General features: G+C 37.3%; 20 protein-coding genes. 13 read left to right on the top strand and 7 right to left on the bottom strand.

Features of this window, described 5'->3' with window-relative positions; translation table 11 throughout:
* Nucleotides 1-234: 234 nt before the first annotated feature.
* The 13 genes from J2756_RS02245 (at nucleotide 235) to J2756_RS02185 (ending at nucleotide 12741) form a co-directional block, all read left to right on the top strand.
* Nucleotides 235-630: a transcriptional regulator gene (locus tag J2756_RS02245; RefSeq protein WP_209582000.1), complete on the top strand. Its 396-nt coding sequence runs from the start codon at nucleotides 235-237 to the stop codon at nucleotides 628-630.
* 294 nt (nucleotides 631-924) lie between these two features.
* Nucleotides 925-2445, top strand: a complete 1521-nt coding sequence (asnB, locus tag J2756_RS02240; protein ID WP_245315889.1) for an asparagine synthase (glutamine-hydrolyzing) — start codon at nucleotides 925-927, stop codon at nucleotides 2443-2445.
* A gap of 226 nt (nucleotides 2446-2671) precedes the next feature.
* On the top strand, nucleotides 2672-2887 hold the full coding sequence (gatC, locus tag J2756_RS02235) for an Asp-tRNA(Asn) amidotransferase subunit GatC (protein WP_209581998.1): 216 nt from the start codon (nucleotides 2672-2674) through the stop codon (nucleotides 2885-2887).
* A 151-nt stretch (nucleotides 2888-3038) separates the two neighbouring features.
* Nucleotides 3039-3527, top strand: coding sequence for an amino acid-binding protein (locus tag J2756_RS02230; protein ID WP_209581996.1), 489 nt, complete (start codon nucleotides 3039-3041; stop codon nucleotides 3525-3527).
* A 164-nt stretch (nucleotides 3528-3691) separates the two neighbouring features.
* On the top strand, nucleotides 3692-4702 hold the full coding sequence (locus tag J2756_RS02225; RefSeq protein ID WP_209581994.1) for a homoserine dehydrogenase: 1011 nt from the start codon (nucleotides 3692-3694) through the stop codon (nucleotides 4700-4702).
* 172 nt (nucleotides 4703-4874) lie between these two features.
* Entirely contained in the window at nucleotides 4875-6080 is a 1206-nt protein-coding gene (locus J2756_RS02220; protein ID WP_209581992.1) for a cofactor-independent phosphoglycerate mutase, read from the top strand.
* A 359-nt stretch (nucleotides 6081-6439) separates the two neighbouring features.
* Entirely contained in the window at nucleotides 6440-8071 is a 1632-nt protein-coding gene (gene pyrG / locus J2756_RS02215; protein WP_281063372.1) for a glutamine hydrolyzing CTP synthase, read from the top strand.
* A 163-nt stretch (nucleotides 8072-8234) separates the two neighbouring features.
* Nucleotides 8235-9392 (top strand): A24 family peptidase C-terminal domain-containing protein, encoded by a 1158-nt coding sequence (locus tag J2756_RS02210; RefSeq protein WP_209581990.1) that lies wholly within the window; start codon nucleotides 8235-8237, stop codon nucleotides 9390-9392.
* Between the two features lie 50 nt (nucleotides 9393-9442).
* Nucleotides 9443-9892 (top strand): class III signal peptide-containing protein, encoded by a 450-nt coding sequence (locus J2756_RS02205; RefSeq protein ID WP_245315886.1) that lies wholly within the window; start codon nucleotides 9443-9445, stop codon nucleotides 9890-9892.
* Nucleotides 9893-9935: 43 nt separating this feature from the next.
* Nucleotides 9936-10847: a DUF2101 family protein gene (locus J2756_RS02200; protein WP_209581988.1), complete on the top strand. Its 912-nt coding sequence runs from the start codon at nucleotides 9936-9938 to the stop codon at nucleotides 10845-10847.
* Nucleotides 10848-11058: 211 nt separating this feature from the next.
* Nucleotides 11059-11808 carry a 4-phosphopantoate--beta-alanine ligase gene (locus J2756_RS02195; RefSeq protein ID WP_209581985.1) on the top strand — a complete coding sequence of 250 codons (750 nt, stop codon included), beginning with the start codon at nucleotides 11059-11061 and terminating at the stop codon, nucleotides 11806-11808.
* A gap of 2 nt (nucleotides 11809-11810) precedes the next feature.
* Nucleotides 11811-12389, top strand: coding sequence for an AAA family ATPase (locus J2756_RS02190; RefSeq protein WP_209581981.1), 579 nt, complete (start codon nucleotides 11811-11813; stop codon nucleotides 12387-12389).
* Nucleotides 12367-12741: an RNA-binding domain-containing protein gene (locus tag J2756_RS02185; protein WP_209581977.1), complete on the top strand. Its 375-nt coding sequence runs from the start codon at nucleotides 12367-12369 to the stop codon at nucleotides 12739-12741. The genes J2756_RS02190 and J2756_RS02185 overlap by 23 nt, the downstream gene beginning before the upstream one ends.
* Nucleotides 12742-12755: 14 nt before the next feature.
* On the opposite strand, the gene J2756_RS02180 is transcribed toward J2756_RS02185, so the two are convergent.
* The 7 genes from J2756_RS02180 to J2756_RS02150 all read right to left on the bottom strand — a co-directional run bounded on the left by J2756_RS02180 (nucleotide 12756) and on the right by J2756_RS02150 (nucleotide 19082).
* A complete protein-coding gene (locus J2756_RS02180) occupies nucleotides 12756-13145 on the bottom strand; it encodes a DUF5518 domain-containing protein (protein ID WP_245315884.1) in 390 nt (129 codons plus the stop codon).
* A gap of 116 nt (nucleotides 13146-13261) precedes the next feature.
* Nucleotides 13262-13945, bottom strand: a complete 684-nt coding sequence (locus J2756_RS02175) for a diphthine--ammonia ligase (RefSeq protein WP_209581975.1) — start codon at nucleotides 13943-13945, stop codon at nucleotides 13262-13264.
* Between the two features lie 230 nt (nucleotides 13946-14175).
* Entirely contained in the window at nucleotides 14176-14979 is an 804-nt protein-coding gene (locus J2756_RS02170) for a hypothetical protein (protein WP_209581972.1), read from the bottom strand.
* Between the two features lie 73 nt (nucleotides 14980-15052).
* Nucleotides 15053-15472 carry a PepSY domain-containing protein gene (locus J2756_RS02165; protein ID WP_209581968.1) on the bottom strand — a complete coding sequence of 140 codons (420 nt, stop codon included), beginning with the start codon at nucleotides 15470-15472 and terminating at the stop codon, nucleotides 15053-15055.
* A 9-nt stretch (nucleotides 15473-15481) separates the two neighbouring features.
* Nucleotides 15482-15913 (bottom strand): hypothetical protein, encoded by a 432-nt coding sequence (locus J2756_RS02160; protein ID WP_209581965.1) that lies wholly within the window; start codon nucleotides 15911-15913, stop codon nucleotides 15482-15484.
* Between the two features lie 8 nt (nucleotides 15914-15921).
* Nucleotides 15922-16989 (bottom strand): hypothetical protein, encoded by a 1068-nt coding sequence (locus J2756_RS02155; RefSeq protein WP_209581963.1) that lies wholly within the window; start codon nucleotides 16987-16989, stop codon nucleotides 15922-15924.
* 11 nt (nucleotides 16990-17000) lie between these two features.
* Nucleotides 17001-19082, bottom strand: coding sequence for a hypothetical protein (locus J2756_RS02150; RefSeq protein ID WP_209581962.1), 2082 nt, complete (start codon nucleotides 19080-19082; stop codon nucleotides 17001-17003).
* Between the last annotated feature and the right edge of the window lie 7 nt (nucleotides 19083-19089).

Raw genomic sequence — 19089 nt, 5'->3', positions numbered from 1 at the left:
AAATAAACAATTGTTAAGTAAAAATAACTGGTTAAAAATATATTAAGATCATAAAAAAATCAATTAAATGAGGGCAAAGCCTAAAAAAAACTTTGATTTATGATGAATTAAGAAATAACTTAAAAAATAGCATTATATCCTCAATACAATAATTTAAACTAAGTATTATTAAAAATAATCCTATAGGAAGATTATAAAAATTTAGGATTGTAAATTAATAGAGATGTGATTAAGATGAGACCACCATGTGAAATAGTTGTATGGTATGTTATTCCCACAATAAGGTCAGAACTTGCTAAGGAACTTCTGAACCTGGGAATGAAACAAAAAGAAATATCAGAACTTCTGGATATAACCCAACCTGCAGTATCCCAGTACATAAGCGATAAAAGGGGTCATGGAATCAAGTTCAACCCTGAAACCCAGGAACTCATAAGGGAGTTTGCAAAGGATTTAATGGATGGAAAATTGGATCAAAGTGGTATAATCTCCAGAATCTGTGATGTATGTCGAAAGGTTAAAACTGAAGAAGTAGTATGCCAGTTACACAAGGAAAAGGACAACATACCAGTAAACTGCAACGCCTGTATGAGTTCAGAATCTAAAGACGGTTCACACCCCTGTGGATAAATTCAGCTTCACCCACAGGGTTTTTTTTATTTAAATCAACCCGCAAAAAAAATTTTTATGCCCTAAAAAATAGTTTTGATGTTGATTTTTTTAAAAGGGATAATTAAACGAATAATTAAAATAATTAGTTAATATAAATCAACATTTTTAAGAATTTTTAAGAATTGACTCTTTTTAGATGGGATTAGTATTTTAAAAGGGATTAAGAAACATAAATAAAAATTGCATTTTAAATTCGCCAAATTCAAAGAAAATACATCAAGATCATTAATTTAATATTGAATTTAAGAGTAAATGATAATTATGTGTGCAATAGTGGGTTTAAGGGGAAATTTCACAGGCCAAAACCTTAAGATGATGCTTGAAACCTTAAAACACAGGGGTCCTGATGGTTCCGGTGTTTTTGTGGATGGTAAAATCATAAAGGGTAACCTGGACAGTCTCAACATTCCTGATGGTTCCTTGGGTATGGGTCACAACCTGCTTTCAATAGTTGGATCTGAGGTGGTTCAGCCCCTTGAATGTGATGGATTCATCATGGTCTGCAACGGCGAAATTTACAACTATAAAAAACTTAAAGAAAAGTTGGATGAAGAATTCACAACAGATTCTGATTGTGAAATCATATTACATCTTGTAAAAAAGTTCTACAACACCCAACTGGAAAATTCTCTTTTAGAATCTGTTAAGGAGACTATTTCACACCTTGATGGTGATTATGCCTTTGCAGTCTACGATGGAAAGGACTGTGCTGTGGTTAGAGATCCCCTTGGTGTTAAACCCATTTACTACGGGGAAAGCAGTGATATTTCTGCATTTGCATCTGAGAGAAAGGCCCTGTGGAAGGTTGGAATTGAAAAAGTTGAAACCCTGCCCCCACATGAAGTTCTCTACAATGGAAGACCCGTTGGCATTGGCAGCAGACTGAACATCAATCTTTACAATGAAGTTAGTAACAATTCAAATCTAGGTTCAGCTGGAACATCCAGAGAAGAATTTGAAAACAGATTGAAGGAGTTACTCATAAGATCTGTTGAAAAAAGGATAGAAGGACTCTCAAGGGTTGGAATAATATTTTCAGGTGGTGTTGACAGCACAATACTTGCAAAACTTTGCATGGACATGGGAGTTGAAACTGAGCTTTACACAGTGGGGAATGAAAATTCACAGGATGTGAAATTTGCAAAAAAAGCAGCTTCATATATGCAGCTTCCACTACACATCAAAACAGTTGACGAGTCAATGGTTCGAGGTTACACAGGGCTTGTGTTAAATGCCATTGAGGAGTTCAACATCATGAAATTAGGGGTGGGAATGCCATCCTACATTGCATCGGAGATGGCCCATTCCCATGGTTTGAAGGTGATGCTTTCAGGTCAGGGTGCAGACGAACTCTTTGCAGGCTACAACAGGTACCTCCAGTTCTACCATGAAAAGGGAGAAACTGCTCAGAAAGACCTTAAGGGGGATGTTCTCAACCTTTACCATGTGAACCTTCAGAGGGATGATTCAGTTACAATGAAAAACAGTGTGGAACTTCGTGTTCCATTCCTTGACTTGGAAGTTGTGGATCTGGCAATGCAGATACCTATGAAGTACAAAATAAATAACAAAGAGGATAAACTGCGAAAATGTATATTAAGGGAAGTTGCAGCTGATATTGGTGTTATGGCTGACATTGTTAAACGCCCAAAAAAAGCAGCACAGTACGGTTCAGGTATTCATAAAATTCTGGTAAAGAAGGTTTTAAATGATGAGACCTATAAAAATAAACTTGAAAGATCATTGGGGCCACAGCCCACAGACTTGATTTAACCAAAACTTCGGGGTACCTTAAATTTTAATAATCAAATATACATTGATCAAGGTTTAGAATCAATATTTAGAATCAATTTATCTTTAAAGGAATTATAAATTATTATGTGTAACCCCTTTTAAAGAAATTAACTTCAGGTTACTCATAAAAAAAATTAAAAATTACAGCTTAAAATTACTAATACCATGATTTTGAGCATCTTTTTAGAATTTGGGGGAATATAATTTGAAGATAGAGAAAGAAGCAGAAAAAATATTGGAAAAATTTTCAAAGGAACTTCAGGACATCCCTGAACTTGAAGAAACCTATTACATAGTGGACAACGTTAACTTGTCACGTGAAGATGGAGCTGAAGACAAAAATCCTGAAAAAATCCTCAGAAACGCTCATTTAGATGAGGAAGGTAATCTCATAGCTGAAAAAGGAAAATGGGTAAAATAACTGTTGTACCAAAGTTCATACGTTCAAATTAACGTATCCATTGTACTGATATGGGATTAAGTATTTTACAGTACAGATAAGACACGTTAATTAATAATCATCTAATAAAACTTCATAATAAATTGAAATAATTTGGTTGGGGATAAAAAAAATGAGACTTAACCTTGTTTTAGAACTTCTGGATGTGCCAGGTCAGCTTTTAGACGCACTTGAGCCAATAGGAAAGCTTGGAGCTAACATAGTTGCTGTAATACACCAGCGTGATGTTAAAACGGAACGCGGAACAGTACCTGTTCACATAACAATAGAAGGGGATAAAGAAACACTTAAAATGGTTTTAAGAACTTTAGAAGCCCAGGATATTCAGATAATGGAAGTTGACGGTGTTGTGAGAAAGGAGAAAATAACAACAGTCATAATTGGGAACATAGTTGAACAGGATTTAAATGAAACAGTTGCCATCCTGAACAGAGAAGAGGGTGTACGGGTTGCAGACCTTGATCTGAAGATGTCAGATCATCCAGAGGAATCTGCATCAAAAATAATAGTAGAAGCAGATTACGGTAAAAAAAGGGACATAATGCGTTTGATAAAAAACATTGGAAGTTCAAAGGGTTTTTTAGTTATCAACGAGGTATAAACAAATTTCAATATTCAGGGTTATAACTGAATTATGGTTGTAACTCGTTTATACTAGTATGAATGATTTTAAATGAATTAAAAATTATTTAACAAGTTCATGAACTGATATTAATTTTATTAACTTCTAGTTGCTTATTAACTTCTAATTTGGAGGCACATTTGATGAAGATAGTTATGCTTGGATTTGGAGCAGTTGGACAGGGAGTTGCAAGGGTATTCTCCACAAAAAGGGACAAAATAAAAGAGAAATACGGATTAGATCTTAACCTGGTTGCAGTTACAGATACATCCGGAGCTGCAGTATGCCTGGAAGGACTTGAACCTGAATTACTCCTTGAAACAAAGGCGAAGAAAGGCAGAATATCTGAATACCCTGAATATGGAGTTCCAGGTGTTTCAGGTCTTGAAGTTATGGATGATGTGGATTACGACTGCTTGATTGAAGTCACACCAACCAACATAGATGATGGCGAACCAGCAAAAACCCATATATTAAAGGCCTTCAATGATGGAAAAGATGTTGTAACATCAAACAAGGGCCCCCTTGCACTGTGCTACAGGGAACTTGCAGATACAGCAGGATCCAACGGCGTTGAATTCAAGTTTGAGGCGTCTGTAGGAGGTGCTATGCCCATACTGAACTTCGCACATGAAACACTTGCAGGCTGTGATATAAACTCAGTTCTGGGAATCTTAAACGGCACAACCAACTACATACTTTCAAGGATGGCAAAGGAGGGAACATCCTATGAAAAAATACTCCAGGAATCTCAGGAACTTGGAATAGCAGAAACAAACCCAACCCAGGACGTTGAGGGAATAGATGCTGCATGTAAGGTTGTTATACTTGCAAATTCCATAATGGGGATGGATGTTTCATACGAAGATGTTGAGGTAAAGGGAATATCAGGGATAACCCCGGAATCAATAGCCCTGGCCAAGAAGGACGGATACCTTATAAAGCTTGTGGGTGAAATATCAGAGGACTCCCTTGAAGTTTCGCCACGTCTGGTTCGTGAAGGATCACCCTTTGCTGTTGATGGAACCCTCAACGTTGCAACACTCAAAACAGACCTTGCAGACGATGTAACAGTTGTGGGAAAAGGTGCAGGATCCGTTGAAACAGCCTCTGCAATCCTTAGTGACCTGATAAGTATATGGAAATCCAGATAATTATCTTTTTAGAAGAATAAGCTCCTTTTTGTCATGTCAAAAATTTAAGAGGGTTCTTCGTTAGGATTTTATTGAAACTAAAAGAATTTAAAATAAAATTTTTTAATAAAAATGATCAATGAGTTTAATTGATGAATTAACTTATTGTAACGTTCATAAAGAGGATATAAAAATGAAGTACATTGTTGTAATAGGAGATGGGATGGCAGATTATCCCCTTGAAGAATTGAATGGTAAAACCCCACTTCAAAGTGCCAGAACCCCTAACATGGATTATATAGCATCAAATGGTGTTAGTGGAATGCTTAAAACTGTGCCAGAGGGTATGGGGCCAGGATCTGATGTTGCAAACCTTTCAATAATGGGATACAATCCCAGAGAATATTACACCGGCAGGGGTCCCCTTGAAGCTCCCAGTATAGGTGCAGAACTTAAAGAGGGAGATGTTGCATTCAGGTGCAACTTCATAACAGAAAGGGATGGAATTCTTGCAGATTTCAACGCAGGGCATATAAGCACAGAGGAAAGTTCACAGCTCATAGAATCTCTGAACCAGAAGTTTTCAGGCTACGGTGAATTTTACCTTGGAACAAGCTACAGACACCTCTTTCTCTCTCATGATGAAAGTGCTGCAGATCTTAAATCAACACCTCCACATGATGTTGTTGGAGAACCAGTTGAATCAAACATCCTTAAACCTTCTGATGACAAAAATGCAGAGCTCCTGAATGGAATAATGCAGAGATCGAAGGATTTACTCACGTGTCATCCAGTCAACGAGAAGAGGGTTCGTGAGGGTAAAAACCCTGCGAACATGATATGGCTCTGGGGACAGGGAGTTAAACCACAGATGCCATCATTTAAAGAGAAGTATGGTTTAAAGGGAGCCACCATCACAGGGGTGGACCTTATAAAAGGGTTGGGTGTTTACACAGGACTTACAAATGTTTATGTACCTGGTGCAACAGGTTACTACGATACAGATTACTGTGGAAAAGCTGAATATGCACTGGAAGCACTGAAAACTCATGATCTGGTTTTTATCCATGTTGAGGCACCAGATGAGGCAGGACATGCAGGAGATCTGCCTGAGAAAATGAAGGCAATGGAACGAATCGATAAACGGATAATAGGAAAACTCCTGGGAAAACTTCCAGACTTCGGTGAACATGCAGTTGCAGTTCTACCAGACCATCCAACACCAGTGCATGTTAAAACCCATACAATGGATCCAGTTCCATATGCAATGTTCTCTTCACTGGCTGAAGCAGATGAAACCAGGTGCTATGATGAAGAATCAGCTCGAAAAGGTTCCCAGGGAATTATTGAGGGTTACAGGTTCATGGAACATTTCATTGAATATGCTGGTAAAGGTTGACTGGTAGGAAGATGAAGGGGACCTTTTTTTAATCTTGAAGGTGTTCTGACTAAGTACATGATCATTCAACGATATTCTGAGAAATAAGTTATGGATACTTCATTAAATCCTTAATTGTTATTATAAATTATATCTCTAATTTTTTAGGGAGCATATTTGTTTAAGGGTTATATTTGGAGCAAATTTTTGATCTCAATGTCAAGATTTATTTAATAGCTCAAACAAAATATTTTAGTTAATGTATTGTTTAATAAAAATTTTTGAATAAATATTTCAGTTAATAAACATTTTAAATAAAAATCAAATGATGAATGATAATTTTAATGATAATGAAATTTAATTAATGATAACGAAGTTTAATGGAAAATATTTTTAAGGAGAGGGTTTATCTGTCAAAGTATATAGTTGTAACAGGCGGTGTTGTAAGTTCAATAGGAAAAGGAATATCATCTGCGTCGATTGGAAGAATATTGAGGTCCTATGGTGTGGATGTAACTGCGATAAAAATAGATCCATACCTGAACTGGGATTCAGGAACTCTGAATCCATATCAGCACGGTGAAGTTTTTGTAACAGAAGATGGAATGGAAACAGACCTTGATCTGGGTCACTACGAACGATTCCTGGATGTCAACCTTTCAGGAAAATCTAACATAACAACAGGAAAGGTTTACAGTTCTGTTATCAAAAAGGAGAGAAAAGGAAGCTATCTTGGGTCCTGTGTACAGATCATTCCGCACATAACAGATGAGATAAAATCTATGGTGCGTAAAATTGCAAAAGAAACACAGGCAGAGGTTGTGATGGTTGAGGTTGGTGGAACAGTTGGAGACATAGAAAGCCAGCCATTCCTTGAAGCCCTGCGTCAGCTTAGAAATGAGGAAGGTCCTGAAAATGTCATGTTCGTCCATGTAACCTACGTACCCTATCTGCGTGCTGCAGGTGAATTCAAAACCAAACCAACCCAGCACAGTACCAAAGAACTCAGGAGTACTGGTATAACTCCAGATATGATCATATGCAGGTCTGAACTTCCAATAGACAATCATCTAAAGGAAAAAATAGCACACTTCTGTGATGTTGACAAGGATGCAGTTGTAAATGCACCCGATGCCCATTCCATCTACGAAGTTCCATTAATGCTTAACAGGGAAAATGTTGGGGAGTACATACTCAAAAGGTTGAACATGGAATCAAGAAAACCTGACCTCTATGAATGGAGCAGGATAGTGGATTCACTTAAGAAGGATGATTTCAAGGTTACAGTGGGTATAGTTGGAAAGTACGTGGAACTTGAAGATGCCTACATCAGTATAAGAGAATCCCTCAAACATGCTGCTGCCCATCATGGTGTTAAAGTGGATATTGAATGGATAAAAGCTGAAGAATCCCTTAACCCAGATAGGATCCGTGGAGTTGATGCCCTTCTCATACCTGGAGGGTTTGGTGAACGGGGAATTTCAGGAAAACTTGATGCTGTCAGGTACTCAATAGAAAATGAAGTACCCCTCTTTGGAATATGCCTTGGAATGCAGTGCATGGTAATAGAATTTGCAAGGATGAATGGATTTGAAGGAGCAAACAGTACAGAGTTTGATGAGAACGCTAAACATCCTGTTATAGATATCATGCTTGAACAGAAGCAGATAAAGAACATGGGAGGAACCATGAGGTTGGGTTCATATCCATGCAAACTCAAGGAAGGAACCCTTGCACAGGAAGCTTACAAGGAGGATATTGTTTCAGAAAGGCACAGGCACAGGTACGAATTCAACAACGACTACAGAAAACTGCTTGAAGAGAAAGGCCTTGTAATTTCAGGAACATCCCCTGATGATTTCCTTGTTGAGATAGTGGAGCTTCCAAACCATCCCTGGTTTTTAGGCTGTCAGTTCCACCCTGAGTTTAAATCAAGACCGAACAATGCACATCCAATCTTCAAATCTTTTATAAAAGCGGTTATTGATAATAAGAAGGGTAAGATTGTTTGAAAAAATAAAATTTAAGGTTAAAGAGTTTTGAAGAGTTTAATGGAACCCTTTCCATAAAAAAAACCTTCAATTTAACTTTAACACACTCATTACTAAAAATTTGTAAAGGGATTCAGAGATACCTCTAAAATAAATAATTAGAAAATTAAAAGCAACGATTTTTATGATAATAAATATTCCATTTATCTGTGCAGTTATAGCAATACTAGCATGTGTTTATGCTAGTTACTCTGATATAAAAGACGGTGTTATTAAAAACAAATTAACCTTTCCTTTAATAGGAATTGGTATTGTATTAAACGGTATTTATGCATTCATGACCTCTAACCCAATGTTCCTCATCCTCTGTGTGATCTGCACTGCAGTGATCTTTGCACTGGGCTACCTGTTCTGGAAGTTCGGGGCCTGGGCAGGGGGGGATGTTAAATTATTCACAGCACTTGCAGCTCTTCTACCCTTCCCAGCAGTTCTCCTAAATTACAACGTGGGTTCATGGAGTTTTCCAGTTTTTGCAGTCTACCCATTTGCCCTGACCATTATCATAAACAGCATACTCTCAATACTCCCATTTCTCCTGATATTCGTGTTCTACATAGCTGTGAAAAAGAAGCCCTACCTTCTGGATGAATTATTAGCCCCAATAAAAGAAGATTACACAAAAAATATCCTCTTAGCCCTAGTTATAACAGCTGCAGCAGCAATAATCCTTGAAATAAGACAGTTCATAGATTATCCCCTGATAATATCCATTATTTTAACGATTGTTTTGATACTGGCAATATCCAAACTTCCAGATAAATTAAAAGCAGTTGTTGTAACTGTTACAGTAGCTTTTGCACTTTACAGCCGATTTGAGATTACATTGATAAGCATTGGATTTTTGTTGGTCTCCATAACCTTCATAAATATAATAAAGAAGATCTTAACCAGTGTGAGCAAGGAGGCACTGCAGGATGATTATAAAATAAGTGAACTCCAAGATGGAATGATACCAGCTTACAACATGTATGAACTGGATGGAGAAATTCAAATTGATGACAAGGGATTTTTCACCAAATTCAAGGAAGCTATAAAAACCGGTGATGTCAGCAAGCTTTCTGGTCCTAGGGGAAAACTTGTAGTAGGTTCAATGGCAGCGGGCCTTCAAGATAAGGATATTGAACACTTAAAAAATATTTTTAAGGAAGGAAAAATAGAGAACAATCTCAGAATAAAGAGAGGAGTTCCATTTGCCCCATCCATATTGATAGGCCTTTTAATATCCCTTTTTATAGGAGATCTGGCTTTCATAATAGAGAAGATTTTGTACACGATCATTTAGGGGAAAATCCTTATCAAAGATTTATAAAACAAAATTTATATTGTGGTAAAATGATAGAATTAGATGTGATAAAGATGGACGTTAAGGGACAGGCTTCTGTGGAATATTTGCTCTTGATTCTTGTAATCCTAGTTATTTTAGGTACAGTTACCATACCCATGATTGGAAGTTCAGTAAATTCCAGTAGTGATGTTTCCAAAGCATCAGATGCAAAGGCAGCTGTAGATACTATTGCAAACGCTGCTGATCTGGTTTATGCAAATGGACCAGGTTCAAAAAGAACTTTGAGTGTTTACATTCCAAAGCACAATGATTTCACAACAGGGACAGATGGAATTTCCATGACAGTGCCACTATCAGGTAGTAAAACCAAAACCATTGCAAGGGATACAGATTACAAGTTAAGCAATCAGGATCTTAACTCTAATGCTGCAGGTTGGCATACCGTTGTTGTGGAATGGAAACAAAATGAAAAAGTGATAACAGTTAGTGTAACATAATATCAATGAAATCAATGATTATAAACTATCAGAAGGGTAACACATGGGTTTGTTCAATAAATTTGGGGATTTAATCTTAAAATTTTTTTCTTTTATTGGAATAATTATTCTTGCAATACCAAAGATTCCAGAGAAACTTAGAAACATAGATAAGGGAGATATTAAATCCAAAATTGATACTGAGGGCATCAAAGAAAACTTTGACAAAATAAAGGATAATGCAAATCTTGAGGAAAGAATATCCAAAATAACCAGTAAAAAAGATGAATCCGAGGAACCTCTTGACATACCTGAAGATATTGAACGTTTAAGCAGGGAAATGGATGGTTCGGAAGATACCATTTTCATATCTGGAAGTTTCAGTTACAAGGAAAAGGAAAACACCATCTTAAGGCTTCAAATATTATCTGGAGTATTCCTCATACTGTCAATACTCTACATATTCAACTTCATAGCTGGAATTATCTACGCAATCCTGGGAATTTTAACTGTAGCCTACATTGTTTACCTGCTTTACAAACGTATAAAACTCATGTACAGTAATGATTTTCCAGCCTACAGGGACTTCTTTTTGATGTACGTTGTTATTGGACTGATTCTGGTTGCTGTGAGTACCAACTCTGCATTTGTAACTGCATTCTCATTTGAGTTCTTCCCGTCACTGACAACTTTAATATTTGCATTGATACTGGTAGCTGTTGTATTCCTTATATTCAGAATCAGGTACTACAGGAACTACACCTATGGTGACGTGGTAGAAGCGGGTAAAAACGTTGCTTATGTAAAGATTGAATATGATATTCGTTCAAATGTTAAACCTGATATTTACATGGTGGAAAACACCATCGGAGCAGTTGAAGGAGATTTTGTGAAGGTTAAGTTGGAAGAGAAGTTCATGAATTTAACTGGAAACAAACCCACAGACATAATAGAAAAAGTTAAAACAAAATTTTAAATCCATCCATTTTTTTGACATCCCAATTTGCAGTGTGTGAATAAAAAAAATGGGATCTGTACCTTTTACTATTTTATGGCTAAGTAGGTTTAAATATCAAAAATCATTTTATTATTATTTTAAATAAAAATATTTCCACTTAAAAAGGTTATTTTGAAAAAAGGAGTTATTTAATAAGTAATATATACACTAAATTCCATAGTTGATACATATGATACCTAAAGATCATCCAAGATATGAATCACTCATGTTAAGGGCAAAGATAGTGGATGCCTACAAAAAGGGTATACTTGCAGATTCTGGAATGATAGCCCATGGACGGGGTGAAGCATTTGACTACCTCATAGGTGAGAAAACAACGGAAACTGCCAGAAAAGCTGAAAGGGCAGGTGCAGCAGCACTTCTACTTGCAGAAAACCCGGTTATATCAGTTAATGGTAACACAACAGCTCTTGCAGCGGAATTGGTTGTGGAACTTGCAGAAACCCTTGGAGCAAAGATAGAAATAAACCTATTCTACAGAACCGCTTCCAGGGTTGAAAAAGTTGAAGAAACACTTAAGGATGCTGGTGCCAGAAGGGTTCTGGGTATAGAAGATGAAGAAAAGGGAATTATAGATGGTCTTGAAGGTCCAAGGGCAAGGGCAAGTCTTGAGGGAGTTTACAGTGCAGATGTTGTTTTGGTGCCTCTTGAAGATGGTGACAGGGCAGAGGCGCTTGTTGCAAATGGAAAGACTGTTGTAACAGTTGATCTCAATCCACTCTCAAGAACTGCAAAAACCTCGAGTATAACCATCGTTGACAACGTTGTACGTGCACTACCAAATATCATCCAGGAAGTTGCAGAGTTTAAAAATTACAGTGATGATGATCTTAAAATGATACTGGAAAATTTTAATAATGATCAGAATCTTGAAGAATCATTGAAGATAGTTTCAAGAACTTATATTGGTGATGCGTAATTATGAAGGTTATTGGGGTTACGGGACTGCCGGGTTCTGGTAAAAGTGTTGTTTCAAGGGTGGCTAAGAACCTGAAAATACCCATCGTACGTATGGGGGATGTTATCAGAGATGAGGCCGAAAAAAGAGGTTCAACACCTGGAGAAGTTGCAGTTAAATTAAGAGAGGAGTACGGTGAATTTGTGGTAGCAGAACGCTGTGTTGAATCAATAAAATCTATGGATAAAAAACATAATCCAAACATGAATCAGGATACTGCTTCAGCAGATGATGTTTACATGATAGAAGGTATAAGAAGTCCCTACGAAGTTGAAATCTTCAGAAAAAACTTCAAGGATTTCAAGGTAATAGCAGTTCATTCAACTCCCAAAACAAGGTTCAAAAGACTTAAAAAACGTATGAGGGATGATGATTCAATGGAATTATCCCAGTTTAAAAAGCGGGACGAGCGCGAACTTAACTTTGGAATTGGAAATGTGATCGCAACTTCGGATTACATGATCGTCAATGAAGGGCCTGTGAAGAAACTTAAAAATGTTGTGAGGGGCGTATTAAAAAATGAAATGCAAAGTAAAGGCTAAAGCAATGATTAATCCAACAGAGGATCTTGAAAAGGTTACCGAAGCTCTTTCTAACATGTTCGATTATGATGATATTGAAATAGGTGAAGATTATGTTCTGGTTTCTGGAGGTATAGAATCACTTCAGATTTTAAAGGAGTTACTAAGAGAAAGGAGAATACGTGACACTGCAACCAGAATACTTGAAAAAGGTGTGCATGATACTAAAATCACCTTCTCTTTAAGTAAACAGGCAGCACTTGTTGGGGTGTCTAACTTTGTTGATGGTTACCTATCTCCACTTGGAGAAATAGAAGTAGAAATAGAAACAGATGAAGTTGAAGCATTGATCCAGTGGATCACAGAGAAATGATATATGAAAAAACTTTACTTTTTGACAATGACTCCGAGGAATCCTCCAACTAATCCTAAAACAAAACTCATAATTAATGACAGTTGAATGATGATATATGCATTGAGTAATGTATTGCCAGTGGAGATTACTCCTAGAATGGATGTTATATCTCCAATGCCCAGAATGAATAATAAACCTGTTATTAAACCTCCAATTAATCCTGAAATTGCCCCTACAACCATTCCATCTTTTTTATCCATTTTATCGTAATCTTCATATCCTCTGCTATGGTAAGATGATAAGAATCCTCCAGTAAGCGGGCCTAAGACTAAGAGAGGGAAAAAGATTCTTGATAAAATAATAGTTAAAGCTGCATTAACGAGAGCACCTACTCCAATAATTTTCAGGTTTATTTTGATCAAACTCCAGTTTATATGTATTTTTTGACTTTAATTCCAGATGTAAGGGGTCATTTGTTTTGAGTATAGTTTTTGTGTATCATACAATAAAGAAAATTATATAAATTTATTCTTTATTTTTAATTCTTATCCTCTAAAACAGCTTCTTCTATCAAGTAGTATCCGCTGTCTTTTTCCCATACCTTTCGTGCCTCAACTACATTTATACGTTTTTTGAAAAGAGGACAGTCAAGTACAAGGGTTTCAGCTTCACCACCCTCAAATCCTATATGAATACCGTACTTCTCATTGAGTTTTATGAGTTCATCCAGAAGTTCCAGATCCAGCTTTCTACCCAGCCAGGATTCATCAAGGCCTTCTGCAGATGCACTGGTTATTATAACCTCAAATCCAAGGTTTATGATCTCTTCCATGTACTCCCTGGGATCCCTGTGCCAGAGTGGGGCATGTGACTCAAGTCCAAGTTCACTGCAGATACTGTCTATCCTTGATTTTTGATAGACAGATTCCAGGGCACCTGCAAAAACACCTTCAACACCCCTTTCCTTCAGTTCCCCTAAAACCTTCCTTAAATCTTCCAGTTCCTCTTCTTTTTCACCAGGGGTCCTGGCTTTGAGGAGTGGAACACCCATTGCCTCTGAGGATAATTCAGTCAAACCTATGTTGGGAACATGGAACATGTAGGATGCTGGGTTTTCTGAGAACATGGAAACAAGACATTCCAACTCCCAACCTTCTTCAACGGCTTTATATGCTGCCATTGTACTGTCTTTGCCTCCTGAAAATAGTACAGCTGCTTTCATATTAGTTTCACCTGTTTTAATCGTTGAATCAAGTTAAATTCTTATTTTAATTAATTATAGTGATTTTAATTAGTGGTATAACTTATTATTATAATATAACTGCTTCCTGTATTAGAAAATAATTCAGTGAACTCCTGGTTTTCCATCATGTTGAACAAATGAATCTTCTGAAATGGATAACTCTTAGAAAAAGAGAAGAATAACTAAAAGAATTATTTTAAAGGAGTGATTCATTCTTCCTTTTTTCTAAATTTATCCCTGGTCCTTCTTAAAACTTCCAGTATGGTGTCTAGGAAAACACCTGTAAGTCCAACCAGCATGCCTAAAATTCCACATACCAGAACTACATTTGATTTTTTTGGCAGTACCGCATTTAAGTACTGGATCTTATCTTCCACAGGCCCTTTAATCCCAGTTATTACAATCTGATCTTGTGGGAGTTTTGCCACAACAGTATCAACCTGGGATGAATCAACATTCACAGAAACATGAACTGTGCTGTATTTTATGTTTATTCCCCCTGCAAACATCAACCACTCTTCAAGATTATTTATAACGTTCTGAGGGTTGCTGTTTTCATTAACCTTAACTATTATGGTGTTGTTTGAAGGTATACTAATTGAAGTTATGTTGCTGTTAACTGAAGCTGCCCTTGCCATTATTATATTCTTCCAGGTGTCTGAAAAGGGGTCTGTTTTAATGGTTATTTCATTACTTTTAACACTTTTAACACCCTCAATACCTTTTGTAGTTTCAATGAATTGAGTTACGTTGGTATTTGTTGCAACATCAACTTCTATAACCTCTGAACTGTTGCTTGTGAATTGGTAGATGGATCTTCCCATATCTGGGATGTCATCCATTATTGGAGATATGAAGAATGCACCCCCCACAACTCCAACTGTGAATCCAAGAAATATGACAAATAATAGATTTTTTTTACCAATTAAAGGTGTTAACAGTGCTATTGAGAATATGAAGACCATCAATACTAAAAATAGCACTATCATCAGTATAACTGCAAGTGTTCCCATGGTTTCACCGTGATCGTTAATAGAAGTTATCAATTATTTTTTTATGTTAATCATTGTCTCTTAGTTACTGTATTTAGGTTTGCTGTATTATACTTCCTGTATTAGAATCTACGTAAACTGTTTTTTTAATTGAACCATTTTTCAACAATGGAACAACCCATACTGATGTTTGCTGTCCATTAACTGTTATTGAACTTTGAGTTGCCTGACCTGCAGTGTAACCTGAATTTGCCTGAGCAGCTATGTTCTGGGCCTGTTCTGCTGTTATTTGACTTGTGGAATTTCCAGTTGTGTTGTTGGACGCTGTTGTATTATCAGATCCCTGTTGTGTGAATGGCACCGGGACAACTGATGGATTGGAAGGTGTTGTGTTGTTAACTGTTGTGTTGTTGGAAGTCTGGAAGAAGGGGTTGTAAGCGTAGATTGTGATGATCAGAACCACAACTCCAAGGGCGATCAATGCTTTTTTTTCTGGTGTTAAATCAAGGTCCATGATATCTCCTCAGTAAGTGTCAAAGTTTATGGTTCCATTGTTGTTTTTTACCTTGTATTTTTGTTCACTGTCCATTGTGTAGTTTTCAACATTTTTGGGTATCAGTTTGATATCAACACTTTGAGTTCCATAATTGATGGTAAGAATGCTGTTGGTTCCTGTACTTGTTACAACGGCTGTAAACTGGACAGAATTATCCTTATCATATTTGGGAAGATCTAAATTGATGGTGTAACCATTACTATTTATATAAGCAGTGTTTATGGCTTCTGCTATTACTTCACCTTCCATACGGGCCTGTCCAAGGTTTCCAGTCTGAGTTTTGTCCATTTCACCAGATATGAGTGATAACATTCCACCCATTATCACCAGTATTATCAAGGTTACAAAGAGAAACTCTGCAGTTGCAAATCCTTTGTTATCGAGGTACAATTTTTTCACATGATCACCTAATAATGAGCAGCTGTTAAATCAAAGAAGGTTTTATATGCACTTGAAAGATAAAATATGTCCCCATTTGGTGTTCCATTAATATCTGGCTCTCTCATTTCTATCTGGTTGCTGCCAGTGCCTAAATATATTTGTGTTCCACCCACACCTGCGAAGTACTCATGATCAAGGCGAGATATTGCTGCGTTACTTCCATGATCCTCATAGAGGGGATCACCAAGTACAAATGTGCTCATTCTACTGTTGGATGCACTGGTTGATGAGGCAGAAGTTTTATTCTCTAACCTATCAAAGAAAGATAATCCATTGGGGTCAATGAAGTAGTAAGGACGAGGATAGATCTCACTGGGGTTACCCGTACCATTCATACACTCCCAAAGGTAGTGTAAACGTTTCCCATCTGAATCTGTTGAATAGTGGAACTGGTAATCGTTACCCAGGGGATCCTTTATGAAATGAGGATATTTGTATATAACCGTACTTATCCTTTCTTTGGAATTTATCCAAATGTAAGGGTCTTCTATTCCTTCAATAGAAACATATGCTTTCATCTCTGGAGTGTAACCTTCAAACACCTGATCTTTCTGTTCCACCCTTATAGGTATGCCTCCCTTGATGTTAACGTAGAATCCAAAGGGATCTTCCTGTGTGATGCTAACATCCCCAGATTTAAATACCTGATACGTGCTGTTTGTAATTGAAATGTTGTTTATGTAGATCTGTCGGCCAGTTTCCAGCTCTAAACGCTGACATGCAGTGATGACATAATCGTTCATGTTGTTCATTACATTGTTGGTTATGTAGGATTTACTGTCTGTCATAAAGGCGTTGTTATCAATAACATTTCTCGTTGCATTGTAAGCTCCATTTCTACCTGCATCTGCAGCACCTTTCTCCATTGCAGAATATATATTCGTAGCAGTGTTGTATGTGACATCTCCACCTATTGCAAGTGCAGATAGATCATTTAATTCATTTACTATACTGCCATAGGATAATGCTATTACTATTACAGGTATAAAGAGCAAGAATGCCAATGGTGTGAATGCATATCCTTTTTCATCCATCTTATATCACCTTACTGTTTCCATAAATTCAATCTTACAGGTATGGCATTTGGAAGGTCACCAGTGTACATAGCTTCTGTTCTAATTAAACTAGGATCCACACTTATTCCTGCATCACTTAAAGTTTTATTTAAGCTTTTACCTGCATTGTACTCTGCCTGTGCTGCTGTTGATGCATACGAAGTTTCCCATATATTCTGGAGGAACTTAGGATAGATCACTGCAACCCTGGTTCCAGAGAATAATGCAGCATTTGCATTGTTATCACCAGATTCCCATGCATTAGCTGGTCCCGTTACAGTAACCCTTAATGTGTAATTTCCTGGTTTAAGTGTGTAGTTTCCTGCTGTACCTGAAGTGATAACATGACCACCTGCAACAGTAGTATCAAGTGCCGCTAGATCCAAAACGAATGGAACAGTATCACTATTATATAGAACAGTTCCATTGTTGTAATCAACTTTGATGTGCCTAGTACTCGTTCCAACACCCACGAAAAGAAGTGCCTGCTTAGCATCACTTCCTATTGTAAATTGCTTGGTTCGGGATAATTGATTGTTGCCGCTCTGGTAACTTGTAAAAGCGAAGTTTTCCCATTTAATTGGTAACTTACTGTAGGTTGTAACTGCGTAACAGTTGGTGAGTCCAACGAAATCGTAATCACTTCCAGGGGCCTGGTCCCATACTGTTACCCTAACCTTGTTGTTTCCATTTTTCAGATAGTCCCTAACGTATATAATACCAGGGTTGTTACCGTAACCATCATTAACTTGGGTGTTGTCAAATGAACTGAAGGCAGTTTGCCACTGGGAACCATCCCAAACTTCAACAAGGGTGTTGTCAACACCACCGTAGGAATTTATAACAACGTAACTATCGAAGATTCTTGAACCCTCAGGTATGTTTATATCAACGACTTTACTGACTGCACATCCACTTGAAGCGCCATGTGGGATGCCTGTTAAAACGAAAGGTGTACCATCAGAATAAATACTGTTCCTGTTTAAGTAGGTATTCCAGTTAACACTTCTTAACTGGTTGAAGAATATTTTTTGTCCTGTTTGTAAGTTGTATGAAAATCCATACTCATTCCATGCCCCATTTCCATCTAAATCCTGGGCACTTGGTACTGCCACTCCAGCACAATCTGTGAAATTGTCAATACTCGTTGTTATACCCTGAGGAAGGGCTATATTTGTTGTGTAAGTTGCTAACATCGAGAACCATGGCATGTCGCTGTACCTATCAACAGGACTTCTGAAGTTAACGTAGAAATTATTGGCACCATTTTTAAGTTCAGCAGCAGTTAAATTGCCCTGGTAGTTGTACATGGTTTCGTATGAATTTGGCCTTAAATTCAGGAAGGTGAAATTTGAACTGGATATAAGATGATCTATATTATTAACACGAACGTTAGCTCCATATGCTGGTCCTCTATACCACCTATCACTACGATGGCTGTTGGCACCTAAGAGGAAGGTTCCTCCAATTATTGTAGCATTGTCAGGTATTGAGAATTTTATGGAATAAGGTTGCCAGTTACTCATTCCCCAGTAATCTGCATCATCAAGACCATAATAATTATTCCATGGGCTGAAATTTGAAAGCCAGTTGTGGAAGTTCCAGACAGTTGTTGTAACGTTCTGCTGCTGATTCACAAACTCAACCTCTTCGACTTTGTACCAAGCTCTTCCCATCCATCCTTCCTCTGGACCGGATATAACCTTAACTTTGGTTACTGTATCAGTGGCGTAGAGAAGACCCCTGTCATCTGAAGCAGAAACAGTATTTGTACCCTCACCCACAGTAATATTGTAAGCTGTACTATCAGGTATCAATATTTCCAGTTCTGAATTTAGAATTAATTGAGCTCCTGATGTATCTCCCCTGGCCTTTTTGATTGCTGCAAGTCGAAGACTTCCATCCTGTTCCATAACACTGAGGGCACTATCAGCAAGGGCTTGTAAATGTTGATGATCCTCTCCATTGTACACTGGCAGAGCGAAGTAAGTAATCAAAGAAGCAGTAAACACTATTACTACCACTAAACCAAGCACGGCGTCCGTTGTGAAAATAAAACCCTTATCATCCATTATTTAT

The organism is Methanobacterium aggregans, from assembly GCF_017874455.1.
Lineage (GTDB): Archaea > Methanobacteriota > Methanobacteria > Methanobacteriales > Methanobacteriaceae > Methanobacterium_C > Methanobacterium_C aggregans.
Note: the sequence above shows the minus strand (reverse complement) of the source record. Positions and strands in the feature narration are given on the sequence as shown.